Source organism: Pseudomonas sp. 06C 126, from assembly GCF_001855215.1.
Classification (GTDB): domain Bacteria; phylum Pseudomonadota; class Gammaproteobacteria; order Pseudomonadales; family Pseudomonadaceae; genus Aquipseudomonas; species Aquipseudomonas proteolytica.
Map to the genome: position 1 here is coordinate 1 of NZ_MIFU01000117.1, position 18,030 is coordinate 18,030.

An 18,030-nucleotide genomic window follows, 5' to 3' on the forward strand; every position below is an offset into this window, starting at 1 on the left:
CATCAAGGCCGGCGAAACCGTTGGTACCGTGATTGTTGATGCCCCTGGCGATGACGTGTTCATCGACAAGAGCACCCAGACCGTACAGATCACCGGCACCGCGGGTGGCAACTTCGAGAAGCTCGTAGTCGCTGGCGACGGCGCAACGACGCAGATCAACGACACCATCGACAAGGTCGATGTGGTTCTGACCGCGACTAAAACTGTCGGCGAAGGCGGTGAAATCGTTTACACCGCGACTTTGGTTGATAAAGACGGCAAGCCAGTCACCAACACCACTGGCCCGCTGACCATCACCCTCGATAACAAACAGGTCATCACCATCGGTGTGAACGAGTCGAGCGGTACTGTTTCGGCTGTGGCTCCAGATGATGTGTACAAAGGCGACCAAACTGTTACGACCGGCATCGAAAAAGTTACCGGTGGCGAGCACTTTGAAAATCTGGTCCCAGGTACCGATAAAGTCACGACCGTGGTGACGGATACCCCAGGTACTGATAACACCACCACTGTGACCCTGACGGCTCCGACTGAAGTGAGTGAAGGTGGAAAAATCACCTACACCGCCACCTTGAGCAACAAGGCTGACACTGACGTCACCCTGACACTCGACAACAAGCAAACCATCACCATCAAAGCCGGTGAAACCGTTGGTACCGTGATTGTTGATGCTCCAGGCGATGACGTGTTCATCGATAAGAGCACCCAGACCGTCCAGATCACCGGCACCGCGGGTGGCAACTTCGAGAAGCTCGTAGTCGCTGGCGACGGCGCAACGACGCAGATCAACGACACCATCGACAAGGTTGATGTAGTCCTGACCGCGACTAAAACCGTGGGTGAAGGCGGCCAGATCGTCTACACCGCAACCTTGGTCGACAAGGCTGGAAACGTGGTGACTAACATCACCAACCCAGTGACCGTGACTCTGGATAACAACCAGGTCATCACCATTGGCGTGAATCAGTCGAGCGGTACTGTTTCGGTTGTAGCGCCGGACGATGTGTACAAAGGCGACCAAACCGTTACTACCGGCATCAAGGAAGTAACTGGCGGCGGGCACTTCGAAAATCTGGTTCCGGGCACTGACAAGGTCACCACGACTGTCACCGACACACCGGGCACCGACAACACCACCACCGTCACCTTGACCGCGCCAAGCGCCGTCAACGAAGGTGGAAAAATCACCTACACCGCTACCTTGAGCAACAAGGCTGACACTGACGTCACCCTGACTCTCGACAACAAGCAAACCATCACCATCAAGGCCGGCGAAACCGTTGGTACTGTGATTGTTGATGCTCCAGGCGATGACGTGTTCATCGACAAGAGCACCCAGACGGTCAAGATCACCGGTACTGAAGGCGGTAACTTCGAGAAGCTGGTGGTTGCAGGCGACGGTGCAACAACGCAGATCAACGACACCATCGACGATGTGAAGGTTGTGCTGACCGCCACCACCAACGTCGCCGAAGGTGGCCAGATCGTCTACACCGCCAGCCTCGTGGATAAGAACGGCGTGGCCGTGACCAACGTGGGTTCGGACCTGGTGATCAAGTTGGACAACGACTTGAACATCACCATCGGCAATGGCAAGACCAGCGGTACTGCCAACTTCACCGCGCCGAATGACTTCTACCTGGGCGCCAAGGACATTTCCGCCAAGATCACCAATGTGGTCAGCGGTGGCGACAAGTATGAAAACCTGATCCCGGTCGGCACGCCAGTAATCACCAAAGTGACGGACGTGACGAGCAACACCGTGATCAGTATTGCGGGCGATACCTCGGTGACCGAAGGCCAGACCGCTCACTACACGTTGAACCTGACCCAGCCGGCGCAAACCGAAGTCACGGTGACCCTGTCGTACAAAGGCGTGGCCCAGGACGGTTCAGACTTCAACGGCGTGTACACCGTGAAGATTCCGGCCGGCCAAAGCAGCGCGACGTTCGATATCAAGACCATCGACGACAAGCTGACCGAGCCTACGGAGAAGTTCGAGATCAGTATCTCGGGCACTTCCGGCGGTAACTTCGAGAACCTGGCTATCAGCACCACCAACGGCAAAATCGAAACGTCGATCATCGATAACGATGCGCCACCGGTTATCGACCTGGATGCCAACAATTCCAGTGGCGCCACTGGCAACGACTACAGGACTACGTTCACCGAAGGCGGCAGTGGCGTGTCGATTGCTGATACCGACATCAAGATCACCGACCCGGACAGCACCCAGCTGACTGGCGCCACGGTAGTCCTGACCAATACTCAGCCGAGCGACACGCTGGACTACAGCAAGGTCACCGGTATGAACGTGACCTCGGTCACGGACCCTGTCACCGGCAAGATCACCCTGACCCTGACCGGTACGGCGTCGCTGGCTGACTACATGCAGCAGATCAAGAACATCACGTTCGGCAACAGCAGCCACGACCCGAGCACCACGCCACGGACCATCACCGTGACGGTGACCGACGGCGGCAATTACTCGAACGTGGCAACCACCACGGTCAACGTAGTGGCGGTCAACGACGCACCGGTTGCCACCGGCGGCGCCGTCACCGGCACTGAAGACACGTCGCTGAAGCTGACCTGGGCCAACTTTGGGGTCAGCGATGTGGATTCGCCACAGGCCAGCCTCGGGGTGAAAATCACCGAGCTGCCAGTAGCCGGCAAGCTGCAGTTCCTGGCAGCGGATGGCACTACCTGGACCAACGTGACAGCCGGCCAGACCTTCACCAAGGCGCAGATCGACGGCGGCCAGTTGCGCTTCACGCCAAATGCCAACGAATCCGGAGCCGACGGCTACGGCGGCACAGGTGTGGGCAACAAGCAGGCTGATTATGCACAGTTCAAGTTCCAGCCAACCGATGGCAAGGACCTGGGCACCAGCGCCACTGTAAAAGTCGACATCACTCCGGTTGCAGACGCGCCGACCTTGAGCGTTGCCGATAACAACATCGCCTCGGTCGGCCTGACCAAGCAGAGCTGGAACAGCATTGCGAACCTGGGCACCAACGGCAATGGTGCCTCGGCGACCGTGTTGAAAAATGCCATCGACAACGCCGGCACGCCAACCAGCACGACGGTTTCGACCACCGTCCTACCTACTGCAGATGTGCCTGGCGGTGCAGGCTCGAAGACCTCCGGCCTGATCTACCTGGAAGCCGGCAAGTCGTACACCTTCAGCGGCTACGGCGATGACAGCATCCTGGTCAATATAGGCGGCAAAGATGTGGCTAGCGGTACCTGGGGCTCGAACTCCGGCCAGTTCAACGGTACGTTCACCCCAACCAGCAACGGCTACTACAGCATTGATATCTACCATGCCAACCAATCAGGTCCGGGCAGCTTTGATCTCAAGCTGTCGGTCAACGGTGGCACCGCGACCAACCTGAGCAACACCACGATGCCGATCTACACCGGCATCAACGACCTGATCAGCGCCGGCGCGCAAGTGTCGGATCTGCACGGCACAAACGGCCAGGGTTACTACGACGCTTACAAGCTCAACGAAGGGCTGGAAAACGGCACGGTCAAACTGACCAAAGTCACCACCGGCCTGACCGATACCGATGGTTCGGAAACCCTGAGCGTGAAGATTGGCAGCATCCCGGTGGGCGCAGTGCTCAGCGACGGTGCCGGGCATACCTTCACGGCGACCCAGGGCCATACCGAAGTGGACGTCACCGGTTGGAACCTCAACAACCTGAGCCTCAAGCCACTGCCTTACACCAGCGGCCAGTACAACCTGACCGTGACGTCGACCTCCACCGAAAGCCTCGGCGGCTCGGCCACAACCGTGGCCAATCTGCCGGTCAAGGTGTACCCGGCAACCTATAGCGGGAGCACGGCGACTTCGGGCGATGACAACGTCACCGGTACCAGTGGCAACGACATCATCGTGGCGGACGTTTCGGGCCTGAACGTAGTTCAGGGCAAGAACTACAACATTGCGTTCATGATCGATACGTCGGGCAGTATGGGTTCGGACTCGGTGGCGGCGGCGAAAGCCTCGCTGAACACCGTGTTCAACTCACTGAAAAACAGTATCGGCTCCAGCACCTCCGGGGTCGTGAACATCTTCCTCGCGGATTTCAGTGACCAGGTCAATCGCACGGTTACAGTCAACCTGAAAGACCCAGGTGCACTGGAGGCGTTGCAGAAAGTCCTGGATAAGATGGTGTCGACCGGCGGCACCAACTACGAAGACGTGTTCAAGGCTGCATCCAACTTCTTCCAAAGTGCCCAGGCGACTGGCAACAAGGATGCAATCAACACCACGTACTTCATCACCGATGGTGAGCCGACGTTCTACCAGCGTTCCGAGCAGACCAACCCGACCTTGTACGGCAACGTCAAGCTCGATGACGTCGTTAACATGAACAACTACACCATAGGTACCGCCACTCGGATCAATATCGATTCGAATAACTACCTCGATATCAACTCTGCCGGTAAGGTGACCCTCTTTTCCTACGGCTGGGCCTACAACAAGGGCATCATCCACGCCCAAGGGGATGGCACCTATGAGATATCGGTTCTTGACGGTTATGGTAACTACACCGATACAGCCACCGCTACCAACTCCCAGAACGCGTTCGCATTGCTCAAAGGCCTGTCAACGGGTGGCGTAGAAGCCATCGGTCTTAAAAGCGGGGTCGGCCTGGAGCAGTTGGCACCGTACGACAGCGACAACAAGCCACAAAGCAACATCGATCCGAAGGACCTGGCCAACGCCATCCTCGGTCACAGCGAGGCTACCCTGCCGGGTGCCGACCGTGTCGATGGCGGTGACGGCAACGACATCCTGTTCGGCGACCTGGTGAGCTTCACGGGTGTTACCGGCGAAGGCTACAACGCCATCCAGTCCTACGTGGCAGGGAAAAACGGCGTGGCGGTGTCTGCAGTCACCGGCCAGGATGTGCATAAGTACATCACCGAGCACTACAACGAGTTCAACACCTCTGGTGCCAAGGACGGCAATGACACCCTGCTGGGTGGCTCGGGTGATGACATCCTGTTCGGCCAGGGCGGCAACGACTACCTGGACGGTGGCAAGGGCAACGACATCCTGTTGGGCGGTACCGGCAACGACACGCTGATCGGCGGCCAGGGCAATGACATCCTGATCGGCGGCACCGGTGCCGATACCTTCGTCTGGAGATCCGGTGACGTCGGCAACGATGTGATCAAGGACTTCAAGGCACTGGAAGGCGACCGCATTGACCTGCGTGACCTGCTCAAGGGTGAAACCGACGGCACCATCGACAACTTCCTGAAGTTGACCACGGTGGATAACGTGACAACGCTGCAGATCAGCTCCGAAGGCAAGCTCAACGCCGCTGGCGGCCTGGCTAATGCGGATGTGACGATCAAGCTGGAAGGTAACAACTGGTCCGGCCAGACGATCAATTCGTTGATCAGTGGTGCTGACCCGACCATCAAGGTCGATCACACCTAAGCTGAACCACTGAACCGGCCGCCTCTTGAGGCGGCCGATTCATTTGCGGCCACCGTTCGCTGGCATGGGGTCGCGATTGCACGGCATACTCACGCCCAATCGCGCGCCGTTGGCCTATGCTCTGACAGGCTGTCGTCAGTTCTTCTCATGAGGGATGTTCAATGTTCTACGTGCAACGTGATGCACAGGGTGAGCTGATTCGCGCCGAAGCGGTTGCCTTCGCCGAATCGACGGGCACCCTGCCCGCGGATCATCATGAGATCCAGGCCTGGTTTGCCAATGAAGAAGCGGAGCTGAGCCTCAAGCAGCTCAAGCACAGTGACTCGGAGATGATCCGGGTGCTGGAAGACTTGATTCAGGTGCTGATCCAGAAAGGCGTAATCAACCTGACGGACCTGCCGGTCGCCGCGCAAGCCAAGCTCAAGGACCGCAGCAACGCCCGGGAATCACTGGGTGGCCTGAGCCACCTGATCAATGATGATGAGACCGGCCTGATCTGAGGCCGGCCACGGCCTCAGCGCCAGGGCGCCGGCTCACCAAACAGCTGGCCCTGCACGCCAAAAATCCCCATCTCGCGAATTACCTGCAACTCACCCTCGGTTTCGACCCGCTCGGCAATCAGCGGCAAGTCGATGCTGTGGGCTGCGCGCTGGATGGCTTCGATGAACAGGCGCTTGTCGCTTTCCTGGTCGATGTCGCGGATGTAGCTGCCATCGATCTTCAAGTAGGCCAGGCCCAGGCGCGCCAGGTTGCCGATCATGCTGAAGCGCCCGCCAAAGCGTTGCAGGCTGAGGGAAAAGTTCAGCTCCCGCAGGCGGTGGGTCAACTGCTCCAGCACCGCCTGTTCGGGCAGTTGCTCTTCACCGATTTCCAGGGTCAGGCGCGGGCCCAGGTTGGCATGTTGGCGTAGCAGGTCGAAGATTCGGTTCAGGGCTTGCGGGTCTGCCAAGGTCGCCGCAGACAGGTTCAGGGCCAGCGAGTGCTCGTGGCTGGCCATTTGTTTGAGTACCAGCTCCAACATCACCCGATCCAGGCGCGCCGACCAGCCAAACCGCTCAAGCCAAGGCAGGAAACGGCCGGCCGGGATCGTGTGGCCATGACCGTCGACCAAGCGCGAGAGCACTTTGTAATGCAGGACCAGTTGCGGATCCTGGCTGGCCACCACCGGTTGGAAGTACAACTCGAAGCGGTGTTGGGTCAGCGCCTGGTCCAGCAGTGTGTGCCAGGCATGATGGTCGTCGCCGACGCTGGCCGCTGCGCTGTGGTCCAGGCACACCCAACTGACATCGCCCTGGGTTTCGGCCTGGGCCAGCGCCTGGTCGGCCAGGGTCAACAGGGCTTGTGGCGAATCACCATGATTGAACGGCGCCAGGCCGATACAGGCAACCGGCGAAACGTCACTGGCGCCGGTGGCTTGCAGGCTTTGCAGGGTGCTTTCCAGGTTCTGCGCCAGCTGCAACGCCTCTTCACGCATCAGCCCCGGCGCCAGCACGGCAAACTCGCCACCGCGGATACGGGTGACCAGGTTGTGGGTTTCCGGATACGGCTCGCACTGGCGCAGCAACTGTTCACCGACCGCCTGCAGCAGTTGGTCGGTGCGTTGGCCGCCGAGGCGCTGGTTGAGGCCGGCCAGGTCCTTGACCCGCAACACCAGCAGGTAGCCTGAGCTGGTTTCTTCGGGGTTGCTGACCCGCGCATTGAGTTGCATCTCGAAGTAACGGCGGTTGGCCAGGCCGGTGAGGTTGTCTTGATAGGACTCCACCCGCAGTTTTTCGCTACGCTCGGCCTGTTCCTGGAACAGGGCCTTGAGCTTTTCCACCATCTGGTTCATCGCCTGCACCACGCGGCGCAGTTCCGGGGTGCGCGGCAGATCCGGCAGGCTCAGGAATTCGCGGCGGGCAATGGCGTGGGACTGTTTGACCATGTAGTCCAAAGGCTTGAGTTGCCGGCGCAGCAACAGCGCGCCCAGCACCGCACTCACCGCGCCGCACAGCAATAACCAGCCGAGGCTGCCCAGGGCGCTCTGCCACAGCTTGGCCAGGGCGAACATCGGATGGCTGACCACCTCGACCCGCGCCGCCTGCTCCCAGCCACGGCTGACCAGGGCGTCACCACCGGCCGGTTCCAGGCCGATCAGCTTGACGAACCAGTTGGGCACGCCGTTGTTGTCGGGGATGCCACTGCGTTCGACGATGACCTGGTCGTTGGTCACATCGATCACCCGGATGCTGGCGTAATAACCACTATCGAAAATCGAGCTGACCAGCAGCTCGACCATCGCCGGGTCGTCGATATTGGGTGTCAGGGACAGCGCCAGGGCGGTCGCCGCGTCCTGCGCGTGGGAGCGCAGTTGGTTCACGTACTGGGTACGCGAGCTTTCCAGGCTGACCATGAAGCTGCCGCTGAAGGCGACCACCAGGAACAGACAGATAGCGATCAACAGCTGTTTGAACAGTGACATCTGAACAGTTACTCCTAGTTGGCCGGCTCGGCTGGGAAGCCTTCCGCACGCATTTTTTTCAACACATCCTGCCAGCGCGACAGGCGTTTGGTGTCGCCGACCTTTTTGTTGCCCTTGGCGCCCGGCAGGTACAAGCCCTCGGCGTTGAAGGAGTAGACCGGCAGCAAGTCGGTCCGTTGGCTGGCAGGCTGGATTTCATCGATCAGGCTGTCGAGTACCAGGGGCATTGCCTCTGGCGTCGAATAATAGGTCAAGACCATATGGGCGCGATTCTGCCGCAATGCCTTGACGTAGGTAATGCGCAATTTGTCGCTGGAGACGCCCAGGTGACGCAGGCTGAAATACTTGGCGATGGCATAGTCTTCACAATCACCGGCGCCTTTCCACAGGGCTTCGATGGGCGTTTCCCAATAATCGACCTGGTTCCACAAGTCGATATCTTCGACATAGCGCACGCGCTTGTTGAAGAACAGGTTGACCACCTTGAGCTGCTCCGCCTCGCTGCCTTGTTTTTGCGTGGCCAGCAGTTGCTGCCAGTCATCAATACGCTGCTGACCCGCACCCAACGGCCCGTAGAGCGCGGTGGCGCGCCGGCTGATCTGGGAGAAATCCCAATCGGCATGCAGCCCGCCAGGCAATAAGCCAGCCAGCAGCAGCGCTGAAAACAGCCAGCACAGAAACCGCGAGGGAGTAAAACGTGCCGCCAATGGTTTCAGTCCGTAGAAAGAGACGCAGAATCAATCGATGGTGAAGGGTCGGTCGGCAAAAAACAATGGCACTGTGCAATCACTCAGTCCCCATTACGCTAAAGCAACCGCGCCTTGTAAGACGCCGGCAAGCCATAATGTGCGATGAAAAACCGCTCTGTTGAGTCGCTTACAAAGGGAAACCTTGCCTGTTTGACAAGCTTGCATGCAATCTCTAGTGTTCTTTGGATCCAATTAGCCAAAACCCATTCCAACAAGAAAGGAGGATAGCGTAGTCGTGACGCACAAGCCGAACCCTTTGAGCAGCATCAAGATCAGTGGGCCCATTCCTGCTCACCTCGCTCGCTCCGTTATTGAAGAAACACTGCGCAACGCCATACTGGATGGCCGTCTGCCCTGCGGCACCGCCATGCGCCAGCAAGAGCTGGCCAGCCTGTTCGGGGTCAGCCGGATGCCGGTGCGCGAAGCCCTGCGCCAACTGGAGGCACAGTCGCTGTTGCATGTTGTGACCCATAAAGGTGCCGTGGTCGCCCCGCTGATTGAAGATAACTCGGCGGAGACTTACGCCCTGCGTATTCTCCTGGAATCGGAGGCGCTGCGCTTATCGATCCCGTTGCTCAGGCAAAGCGATATCGAGCAGGCCGACGCCTTGATCGACGCCCTTGAGCGCGAAACCGACTACAGCGAAATCGGCCGGCTTAACCGCCTGTTCCATATGGCGCTGTATGGCAAGGCCCCCAACCAGCGGCTATTGAACCTGGTGGAGCATGGGCTGAACGAGGAGGAACGCTTCCTGCGGTTCAACCTTGAAGCCATGGGCCTGGGCGAAACCTCCCAGGAAGACCACCGTGAACTGCTGAACCTGGTTGCCCAGAAAAAGGTCGAGCAGAGCGTGCTTACCCTGCGTAATCACCTGATGCGCGGGATGGAAGTGATCACTCACTACCTGAACAGCCTTGAACAGGGCGATAAAGAGCAGCGCTGATTGCTCCCGACTTTGGCCGCCCAGTGCGCGACCTGGATCGCCAGGCGCCGCACACGTCCAAAGCCGGCCTCTGCTGCTGTCGCTCTTTGGACCGTTGCGGTAACAAACTCGATATTGACCGCCATGACACTTCCGGCATTGCAAATGCAATAGCGGAATACGTGCCAGTCATTCAGCTCAATAATTTAAACTTGCAAACAACAAGGAAAGTTCCCACATCGAATATAAAGTTCGACTACGAAACACCCCTTCCTGCAAAAAAACCTTATATAACTTAGTAAGTATTTGAACACTTAACCAAGTGATTACTCTTTAATTGGACTTGGCGCTGCAGTCGAATGCGCAGCCATGGGTTTGGGCATGGCTGTGGACGGCGTTCAACCCAATAAGACTAAGTAGCTTTGTCACTATTTGTTGCTTGCCGGGCATCCAAGCCAGCCGGGACATCTCCGTGACTGCGCGACTAAAACCAACCCCAACACACTTGGTTCTAAACAACCCTTTTAATCTGAGTCGGCATAACGACTTATAGGCATTAACCATGTTTCAACTTCAAGAACTACTCAATCATAAAAAGCTGCAACTACAAGAACATCCCATTTTCCTGGAAATCAATTCTTTCGCACAGCTGCAACATTTCATGCAAAACCATGTTTTCGCCGTCTGGGATTTCATGACGCTGACCAAACGCCTGCAACAGGAACTGACCTGCATGCGCCTGCCCTGGCTGCCCCCAACAGACCCGCAGGCCGCGCGACTGATCAACGAAATTGTGCTGGATGAGGAATCCGACCGCCAGCTGGGCGACGGGTACGCCAGTCACTTCGAACTGTATCTGGAGGCCATGCGCGAGGTAGGCGCCAGTACCGCCACCATCGAACGCTTCATCGCGTTGCAGCGCGCGGGTGCAAGCGTCGATAGCGCCCTGGCACAGATCACGATTGATCCTGCGGTTGAACGTTTCGTCCGGAACACCCTGGACGTTGCCTTGAACGCCCCGACCCATTGTGTAGCCGCTACCTTCCTGCATGGCCGCGAAAGTGTCATCCCGACGATGTTCAAACGCCTTCTGGAAGGCTGCAATATCGCCCATCGGCAAGCCCCCAGCTTGTGCTACTACCTCCAGCGGCATATCGAGCTGGACGCCCAGGATCATCAGCCGGCTGCAGAGCAACTGCTGCGGCGCCTGGTCCAGGCAGACCCGCTGCACGAACAACAGGCCTGGCATGCCGCTCTGAGCGCCGTGGAGCATCGCATTGCCTTGTGGGACGGCCTGCGCCAACACGCAGCAAGCCAGGAGGTGAGCCTGTGAACGCACACTACCGCCCGTTTGCCAGCGACTGGGAGCATCAGGCGACCGTCCGTACTCGCCCGCGACGCGTACTGGAAGAAGACGACAAGTTTATCTATCCGCTGTGTCGCCAACCGTTGGTGCTCAGTGCGGGGTTTGTTGAGCACTGCCCACAGTGGCGCGACTTTGTCCTGGTGCAGACGTTCTACAAATTCATCAATGACGTGGTGATCTTTGAAACAGAGATTGTCGATAAAACCGCACGCAACATCGCCAAGAACCGCTTTTCAATCCCCTTCCCTGCGGCCTGCCGCTACGACGCCATGACGGTGGTGGTCGATGAGGACTACCACGCGCTCGTCGCCCTGGACTTCATGCAGCAAACCCTGGAGCAAACCGGTATCGCGCCACTGGAGCTGCCCGCGGCCATCGAATTGAGCCGCGCCATACCCATCGCACAGGCACAGGCGCCGACACATCTACACGATGCCGTAGAACTGATTTGCGTGGCGATTGCCGAGAATACGGTGACCCATGACGTGGCGGCGTTTGCCAAGGATGACAGCGTCAAACAATCGGTCAGGGGGTTGATGGCCGACCACCTGGCTGACGAGGGTCGCCATGCCATCTTCTGGGCCAGCCTGGTCAGGCACTACTGGCAAACGGCGAGCGATGAAGACCGCTACGGTATCGCCCAGGTCCTGCCGGTGTTCCTGCAACACTATTTGACCAATGACCTGCAAAGGGACTTCGATCTGCTCTTGATCGAGCATCTGGATATCAGCGCCGATGCCCGTCAAGTCCTGCAGGCGCAGGTAAGTGCCCTGACCTTTCCCATCACGCCTCAGCACCCGCTGATCAGCAACATCATGGGTTTGCTGCGCCGCAGCGGGCTGCTGCAAACACCTTGTGTCGCCCAAGCGCTAAGCGCCTATCTGCCCGTACCCGGGAGCCCATCATGAGACGCCTCGGGATTCGGTTGCTCGGCACCAGTGCGGCCTTGGATGAGCTGAGGCAGGCGCTGGCACCCTATGGCCATGAACTCGCCGCACAGGCGCCGGCGATTGACCTGCTGATTGAAGACGGCAGCCAGCCAGTCCCGCAGGCCTTGGCCGGCATGGCCGTGATGAGCCTGCGCCTGTCCATCGGCGCCATGAGTGAGTGGGGGCTGCCGGTCCTGCAAATACGTTGCTATGACCGCCTCCAGCAATTACTGGCCGTGCTGGACATTGCTCCGCCCTCCTGCGGCAACGGCCAACAGTTGCGACGCCAGGCGATCGCACGCCTAATCGAGTGGGTCGCGCTGCAGGTCAGCGGCTTTTCGCGCAACCCTGGGCACTTTGCGCAGCGTGCGAGCGCTTCCACGTTTCCAGAGCAAAGCCTCGAAGGTCTGGACGGGCTGGCCTACCTGCATCGTTTTAACCGAACCGATGATCCGGGGCTGATGCAAAAAGCCCGGACACCACTGATCAAGCAACTGGAGCATGGCTTACGGACCTTTGCCGACAGGCCGGCCCTGGAGATCGCCGGCCTCACCCTGAGTTATCGCCAATTGTTGCGACACAGCCTGGCCATCCAGCAGGTTTTGCAGCCGCTGCTCGGGCCTGGGCAGGCGCCCGTGGTCGGCATTTGCCTGGACAAGTCGGCTGGGTTGTACGCCAGCATTCTGGCGACCCTCGGTTGCGGCGCGGTGTATCTGCCGCTGGAACCGGGCCACCCGCTGCCGCGTCAACAAGCCATGCTGGAGAATGCCGGGGCCGTCGTGCTACTCGATGATGGCCAGCATCCCTTGCGCAGGCATTTCATGGCTGTGGATGTCAGCCGCATCGAAAGCCAGCACATGGACGACAGCGCGCCCTTGGCACTTACCTCTCCCACGGCTGATAGCGCCAGCATGGTGCTTTACACCTCGGGCACCAGCGGCCAACCCAAGGGGGTTTTGCTCAGCCAGCAGAACCTGGCCCATTTCTCTGCGTGGTACAGCCAGTATGTTGAGCTCACTGAGCACAGTCGCGTCCTGCAGTTTTCGTCCCTGAGCTTTGACTCGTCACTGGTGGACCTGTTTGCGGCCCTATGCCAAGGCGCGACCCTGATCGTGCCCAGTGAAGAACAGCGTCGCGACCCTCACCAATTGGTTGAGTTGATCCAGCAACAACGCGTGTCACACGCCTTCCTGCCGCCAGCCCTGTTGAGCGTGCTGCCACTGGATCGCCCGCTGGGCCTGGAGCACCTGCTGACCGGCGGTGACATCTGCGAGCCCCATGTCATCGCGCAGATGGCCGGGCAATGCGTCCTGCATAACCTGTATGGCCCTACAGAGGCGACGGTGCTGGTCAGTCGCCGTCGAATGCAGGCTGATGACAGCAATCTGAACCTCGGCACGCCCATCGCCAACAGCCAGGTGCTGATCCTCGACGAGCAGCGTCGGCCAGTCGAAGATCAGGTGGTGGGCGAACTGTACATTGTCGGCCCCGGGGTGAGCCTTGGTTACGTGAACCAGCCACAACAGACCGCCGAGTGCTTTGTGCGCCTTGTGCTGCCTGGCGGCCAGGCCTTGCGCGCCTACCGCACGGGCGACATGGCGAAATGGACGGCAAAGGGCATCGAACTGGTCGGGCGCCGGGACCTGCAGGTGAAGATCCGTGGTTTTCGGGTCGAGCCCCAGGAGATTGAGCAGTGCTTGCGTGCCAGCCAGCTTTTTCGCCAGGTTGCGGTGGTGATTGACCGTGATCGACGAATCCTCGCGTTCGTGGCGCACGCAGATGGCAGTGACTCAGGTACGGCCCTGGCCGCGTTAAAACAACATGCCGGGCAACGGCTGCCGGACTATATGCAGCCAACCGTGTGTACAGAGTTGCCGAGCCTGCCTTATGGCAGCAATGGCAAGGTCGATCGCCAGGCCTTGCTGGCGCTGGCGGTTCAAACTGTCTCGCAGCCTCCTCAGCGCCGCCCCCAAACACCGGTGGAAGGGCAATTGCTGGACCTGTGGAGTGAGCTGCTGAGATTACCGGCCGACGAGATATCGACTGACGACAGTTTTTTTCATCTCGGCGGCCACTCCATCCTGCTATCAACCATGCTCCTGCGCATTCGTGAGTTGTACGGGCGCAGCCTGCCTCTCAATCGGTTTATCGAGGCGCCCACGGTGCAGACGCTCGCGGCGCTGATGGGTGACAGTGCACCAGGTGCCGCTCCCACCGAACGGGCGATCAGCGATGCGCTGCGCACGCTGGATCTGGCGCTGTTACCAGCAGAGCGTGCCGGTGATCGTCACAAGGCTATCGTGACCGGCGCCAATAGTTTCCTGGGTATACATATCGTCGAGGCCTTGCTGATGGCCGGAGCGACCGAAGTCGCCTGCCTGGTGCGGGAACACCCAGGGCAATCGGCAACTGCACGCTTTGCCGAAGCCTTGCGTGAGTACCGCCTGGAACACCTGGACCTGAGCCGGGTGCGTGTATACACCACCGACCTGCGCCAACCGCGCATGGGGCTAGAGGCGCCGGTCTATGAGTACCTCGCCCGCCATTACGGGGTGCTGGTACACAGCGCTGCCCACCTCAATCACGTCATGGACTACGCGTCACTGGCCAAGGACAACGTGGAACCGGTGCTTGAATGCCTGCGCCTGTGCGAAACCCACTGTAAGAAAGTGCTCAACTTCGTGTCCACGTTATCTGCGTCAAGCAGCGTCGGGGCCGATGGGCAGGTGCTTGAAGCGCCTGCGGCAAGTACGCCACCGCTCTACATCAAGAACGGCTACAACCTGTCCAAATGGGTCGCTGAACGTCTGTTGGGGCGTGCCGCCGTACAAGGTGCCTGGGTCAATATCTACCGCCCCGGGAACATCAGTTTCAATAGCCGCAATGGCGTCTGCCAACCCCACAAGAACCGCCTGTTGCTGATGCTCAAGGGATCGCTGCAGTTGGGCCGGGTGCCGCGCCTGGGATTGAACTTCGACCTGATGCCGGTGGATTTCCTGGCACGTTTCATCGCCTTCCACAGCGGCAATTATGTTGCCCAGCGCAGCGTCTTCAACCTGCACAACCCGCAACCCTTGAAGTGGGAAACCTATGTCGAGTCGTTTCGCCAGGCAGGGCATGCGTTCGAGTTGGTGAGCGTAGCGGATTGGCAACACCATCTGCGCGAAGTGGATCGCGAGAATGCCCTTTTCGGTGTACTGGGGTTCTACCTCAATGGGCTGGGAGAAGACACGGGCGACATCTCCATGATCCGCCATGAGAACGCACGCCATGGTGTTGAACAGATGGGCGCGCAGTACCCCGAAAAAGAACCTGCGCTGTTACGCAGAGGGTGCCAGTACCTCAATGCCATTGGCTTTCTGTGAGCCTCGCCATCAGGAAAAACTTATGAGACAGCTGCAACCCGATACGTTGATTAAAAACCCCCAGGGCAAGCCTCTGGTGTCATCTGTGGTGATTGCCTGCAATGCTTCCAAGCTGTGGAAGGTTGTGGGGCGCTTTGAGGGTTTTGACGCGTTCATTCCTGCCCTGGCACGCATCACGATGACGGGCAGCGGCGTGGGATCGCTACGCAAGAAATACTTCCACGATGGCAATATCGCCGTGGAACAGCTCAATAGCCGCGATGAGCTGGCGATGCATATGACCTGGACGACAATCTATAACACCTTGGGCGTGGCCCGACTGTGGGCGGCAATGAGTGTTGAGTCGCTAGGGGAGAACCTGGCTCGGGCGACCTGGACCATTATCGCCGAGCCTGTCACTGCCGGTGATAACGAGGGCTTCGAACAGTTCATCCAGGATTTCGCCGACCGCGCACTGAATAACGTTTGCCATTTGCTTGGTTAAAAAAATGGCGCAGTGCACTGCTGCACTACGCCATGTTTATCGTGAGGTGATCAGATCTTGAAACTGTCGACCAACTGCTTCAAGCGATTGGCTTGTTGTGACAGCGCGTCGCAGTCTTTCAAGGTCTCGTTGAGGTTGGCCACGCCTTGCTGGTTAAGCAGGTTGATCTGGTTGATATCGACATTGAGCGTCTCCACCACGGCGGTCTGTTCCTCAGTGGCTGCCGCCACCGACTGGTTCATGCCATCGATCTCGACGATCCGCTGAGTCACACTGATCAAGCGTTCACCCGCCTGGTTGGCGACCTCGACGCTTTCTTCACTGGAGACCTGGCTGGCGTTCATCGTGGTGACCGCTTCGCGAGAGCCGATCTGCAATGAGGTGATCATCTTGTGGATCTCCTCCGCCGACTCCTGGGTACGGTGAGCCAGGTTGCGTACTTCGTCGGCCACCACGGCAAACCCACGGCCGGCTTCACCGGCACGGGCAGCTTCAATGGCAGCGTTGAGCGCCAGCAGGTTGGTTTGCTGCGAGATGCCTTTGATCACATCGAGAATATGCCCGATGTTGTCGGTGCTGGCATTCAGGGTTTCAATCTGCGTACAGGACAGGCTGATCTTCTGCGACAACTCGGACATCGCCAGGATGGTTTTCTCTACGACCTGGCGACCGTCATCGGCTTGCTCGCTGGCGCCGCTGGCATGTTGCGAGGCGTCAGCGGCGTTACGGGCGATTTCCTGAGTGGCGGCACCCAGTTCGTTAATCGCAGCGGCAACGCTGTTGGTGCGGGCGCTCTGCTCGTCGGAGCCGATAATCGAGGCGTTGGACGATGCCATCACGCGCTGGGACAGATCGTGCACATGCCTTGTCGCGGAAGACACTTCGCTGATCGAGGCGTGGATACGCTCGACAAACTGGTTGAAGGCGCCACCCAGCTCGCCGAACTCGTCCTTGCTTTCTACGACCAGGCGACGAGTCAGGTCGCCCTCGCCCTGGGCAATGTCTTGCATCGCACGGCCCATGGTTGTCAGTGGGCGCATCAGTACCTGAATCAACAGGCTCAGCAATACCGCAATCGCGGTGACGGCAATGAACATCGCGATCAAGGCGGAGGTGCGGAACTTGCTCAACGGGGCGTAGGCTTTGTCTTTGTCGATCGACAGGCCTATGTACCAATCTACGCCCGGCAAGCCGCTGATCGGGGTGAAGGACAGGATACGGTCCTGACCATTGAGGATCACATCCTGGTTAACCTTCTCAATACGGACGCTGCTGCCTGGGTAGATGTCCTTGAGGTTTTTCATCACCTGTTCCTGGTCAGGGCTGACGATCACCTGCCCGTCGCCACTAACCAGGAATGCATGACCAATACCGCCGAAGTCGACCGAGTTGATGATCTTCACCAGGGTTTGCAGGCTCAAATCCCCCCCTACGACACCAAGCAGCTCACCATTCTTCTTGACCGGCATCGCGATGGTGACGATCAAGCCACCGACAGCGGCCATATAAGGCGGCGTCAGCATGGGTTTGTCAGCCATGACCGCTTGCTTGTACCAGGGGCGCTGACGTGGATCGTAGCCATCTGGCATTTTCGCGTCAGGGCGCTGGGTGAAGACGCCGTTGGTTGAACCGACATACGTGAACTGGAAGTTCGAGGTGAGTGCCGGTTGATCAACCAAGCCAGGAAGGTCGGCATTGCTACCTTGGTGAGCAACGTTCTGCGCAAGATTTTCCAGGACTAGCACCCGACCACCGAGCCAGTTCTGCACGCTGCTGGCGGTCAGGTCACCCGACTGCTGGATGGATGATTCCAGGTTTTGCCTGATGGTATTGCGCTGCAGGTAGTCGTTGTACAACGTGAACAGCGCGAAGGCCAGAACCACGACGCCTGACGCTGCCAACAGAATTTTATGACTGAACTTGAGATTCATTTCATCGACTTCTTTTTGCCAAAAGGGGGTGAGCGTGCCGAATGCAACATTCCATGTACGGTATAGGCGAACTCTACGACCGCTCTATTTCGGTGCACGCATGGCTCATCAGGCTTTCGGCCAAGACTGGATAAATCTTAGGAATTTGTGGGATAGATCTTCTTTTTAAGTAGGAAACCGACAGGCGGTCTGGATAGGGCGCTCAGCCCTAAAACGACAAAACCCCCGCCTGCGTTAGCAGACGGGGGCTTCGGAATTTGATCTTGACGATGACCTACTCTCACATGGGGAAACCCCACACTACCATCGGCGATGCATCGTTTCACTGCTGAGTTCGGGATGGGATCAGGTGGTTCCAA

The 18,030-nt window shown here is 58.7% G+C and carries 9 protein-coding genes, 1 rRNA gene and 2 pseudogenes; 8 read left to right on the plus strand and 4 right to left on the minus strand.

Features of this window, described 5'->3' with window-relative positions:
- Together BHC62_RS29100 and BHC62_RS22570 are read left to right on the plus strand one after the other, a co-directional pair.
- The coding region (locus BHC62_RS29100) for an immunoglobulin-like domain-containing protein (protein ID WP_070996216.1) at positions 1-5,464 on the plus strand (5,464 nt) is incomplete at its 5' end.
- 161 nt (positions 5,465-5,625) lie between these two features.
- Positions 5,626-5,964 carry a hypothetical protein gene (locus BHC62_RS22570; protein WP_029300706.1) on the plus strand — a complete coding sequence of 113 codons (339 nt, stop codon included), beginning with the start codon at positions 5,626-5,628 and terminating at the stop codon, positions 5,962-5,964.
- 14 nt (positions 5,965-5,978) lie between these two features.
- Here the strand turns inward: BHC62_RS22570 and lapD are convergent, their stop codons facing one another.
- Positions 5,979-7,925: a cyclic di-GMP receptor LapD gene (gene lapD / locus BHC62_RS22575; protein WP_029300704.1), complete on the minus strand. Its 1,947-nt coding sequence runs from the start codon at positions 7,923-7,925 to the stop codon at positions 5,979-5,981.
- A 14-nt stretch (positions 7,926-7,939) separates the two neighbouring features.
- Positions 7,940-8,632 carry a cysteine protease LapG gene (gene lapG / locus BHC62_RS22580; protein WP_029300701.1) on the minus strand — a complete coding sequence of 231 codons (693 nt, stop codon included), beginning with the start codon at positions 8,630-8,632 and terminating at the stop codon, positions 7,940-7,942.
- A gap of 277 nt (positions 8,633-8,909) precedes the next feature.
- Between lapG and BHC62_RS22585 the strand changes: the two genes are divergently transcribed.
- The 6 genes and pseudogenes from BHC62_RS22585 (at position 8,910) to BHC62_RS22605 (ending at position 15,740) form a co-directional block, all read left to right on the plus strand.
- Positions 8,910-9,617 (plus strand): GntR family transcriptional regulator, encoded by a 708-nt coding sequence (locus tag BHC62_RS22585; protein WP_029300699.1) that lies wholly within the window; start codon positions 8,910-8,912, stop codon positions 9,615-9,617.
- 541 nt (positions 9,618-10,158) lie between these two features.
- Positions 10,159-10,929 (plus strand): DUF3050 domain-containing protein, encoded by a 771-nt coding sequence (locus BHC62_RS22590; protein ID WP_070996217.1) that lies wholly within the window; start codon positions 10,159-10,161, stop codon positions 10,927-10,929.
- Positions 10,926-11,870 (plus strand): diiron oxygenase, encoded by a 945-nt coding sequence (locus BHC62_RS22595; protein WP_070996218.1) that lies wholly within the window; start codon positions 10,926-10,928, stop codon positions 11,868-11,870. Before BHC62_RS22590 ends, BHC62_RS22595 begins: the two co-directional genes overlap by 4 nt.
- A gap of 482 nt (positions 11,871-12,352) precedes the next feature.
- Positions 12,353-13,564 (plus strand): annotated as a pseudogene (locus tag BHC62_RS29390) (amino acid adenylation domain-containing protein); the annotation flags it as partial.
- Between the two features lie 327 nt (positions 13,565-13,891).
- Positions 13,892-15,256, plus strand: a pseudogene (locus BHC62_RS29395) (thioester reductase domain-containing protein); the annotation flags it as partial.
- Between the two features lie 22 nt (positions 15,257-15,278).
- Entirely contained in the window at positions 15,279-15,740 is a 462-nt protein-coding gene (locus BHC62_RS22605; protein WP_070996220.1) for an SRPBCC family protein, read from the plus strand.
- Between the two features lie 50 nt (positions 15,741-15,790).
- On the opposite strand, the gene BHC62_RS22610 is transcribed toward BHC62_RS22605, so the two are convergent.
- Positions 15,791-17,671 (minus strand): methyl-accepting chemotaxis protein, encoded by a 1,881-nt coding sequence (locus BHC62_RS22610; RefSeq protein ID WP_070996221.1) that lies wholly within the window; start codon positions 17,669-17,671, stop codon positions 15,791-15,793.
- Positions 17,672-17,932: 261 nt separating this feature from the next.
- Positions 17,933-18,030, minus strand: a 5S ribosomal RNA gene (gene rrf / locus BHC62_RS22615); the annotation flags it as partial.

Coding starts and splice junctions, on each gene's coding strand:
- BHC62_RS22570 (WP_029300706.1), top strand. CDS start 5,626: ATGTTCTACGTGCAACGTGATGCACAGGGTGAGCTGATTCGCGCCGAA.
- lapD (WP_029300704.1), bottom strand. CDS start 7,925: ATGTCACTGTTCAAACAGCTGTTGATCGCTATCTGTCTGTTCCTGGTG.
- BHC62_RS22590 (WP_070996217.1), top strand. CDS start 10,159: ATGTTTCAACTTCAAGAACTACTCAATCATAAAAAGCTGCAACTACAA.
- BHC62_RS22605 (WP_070996220.1), top strand. CDS start 15,279: ATGAGACAGCTGCAACCCGATACGTTGATTAAAAACCCCCAGGGCAAG.
- BHC62_RS22610 (WP_070996221.1), bottom strand. CDS start 17,671: ATGAATCTCAAGTTCAGTCATAAAATTCTGTTGGCAGCGTCAGGCGTC.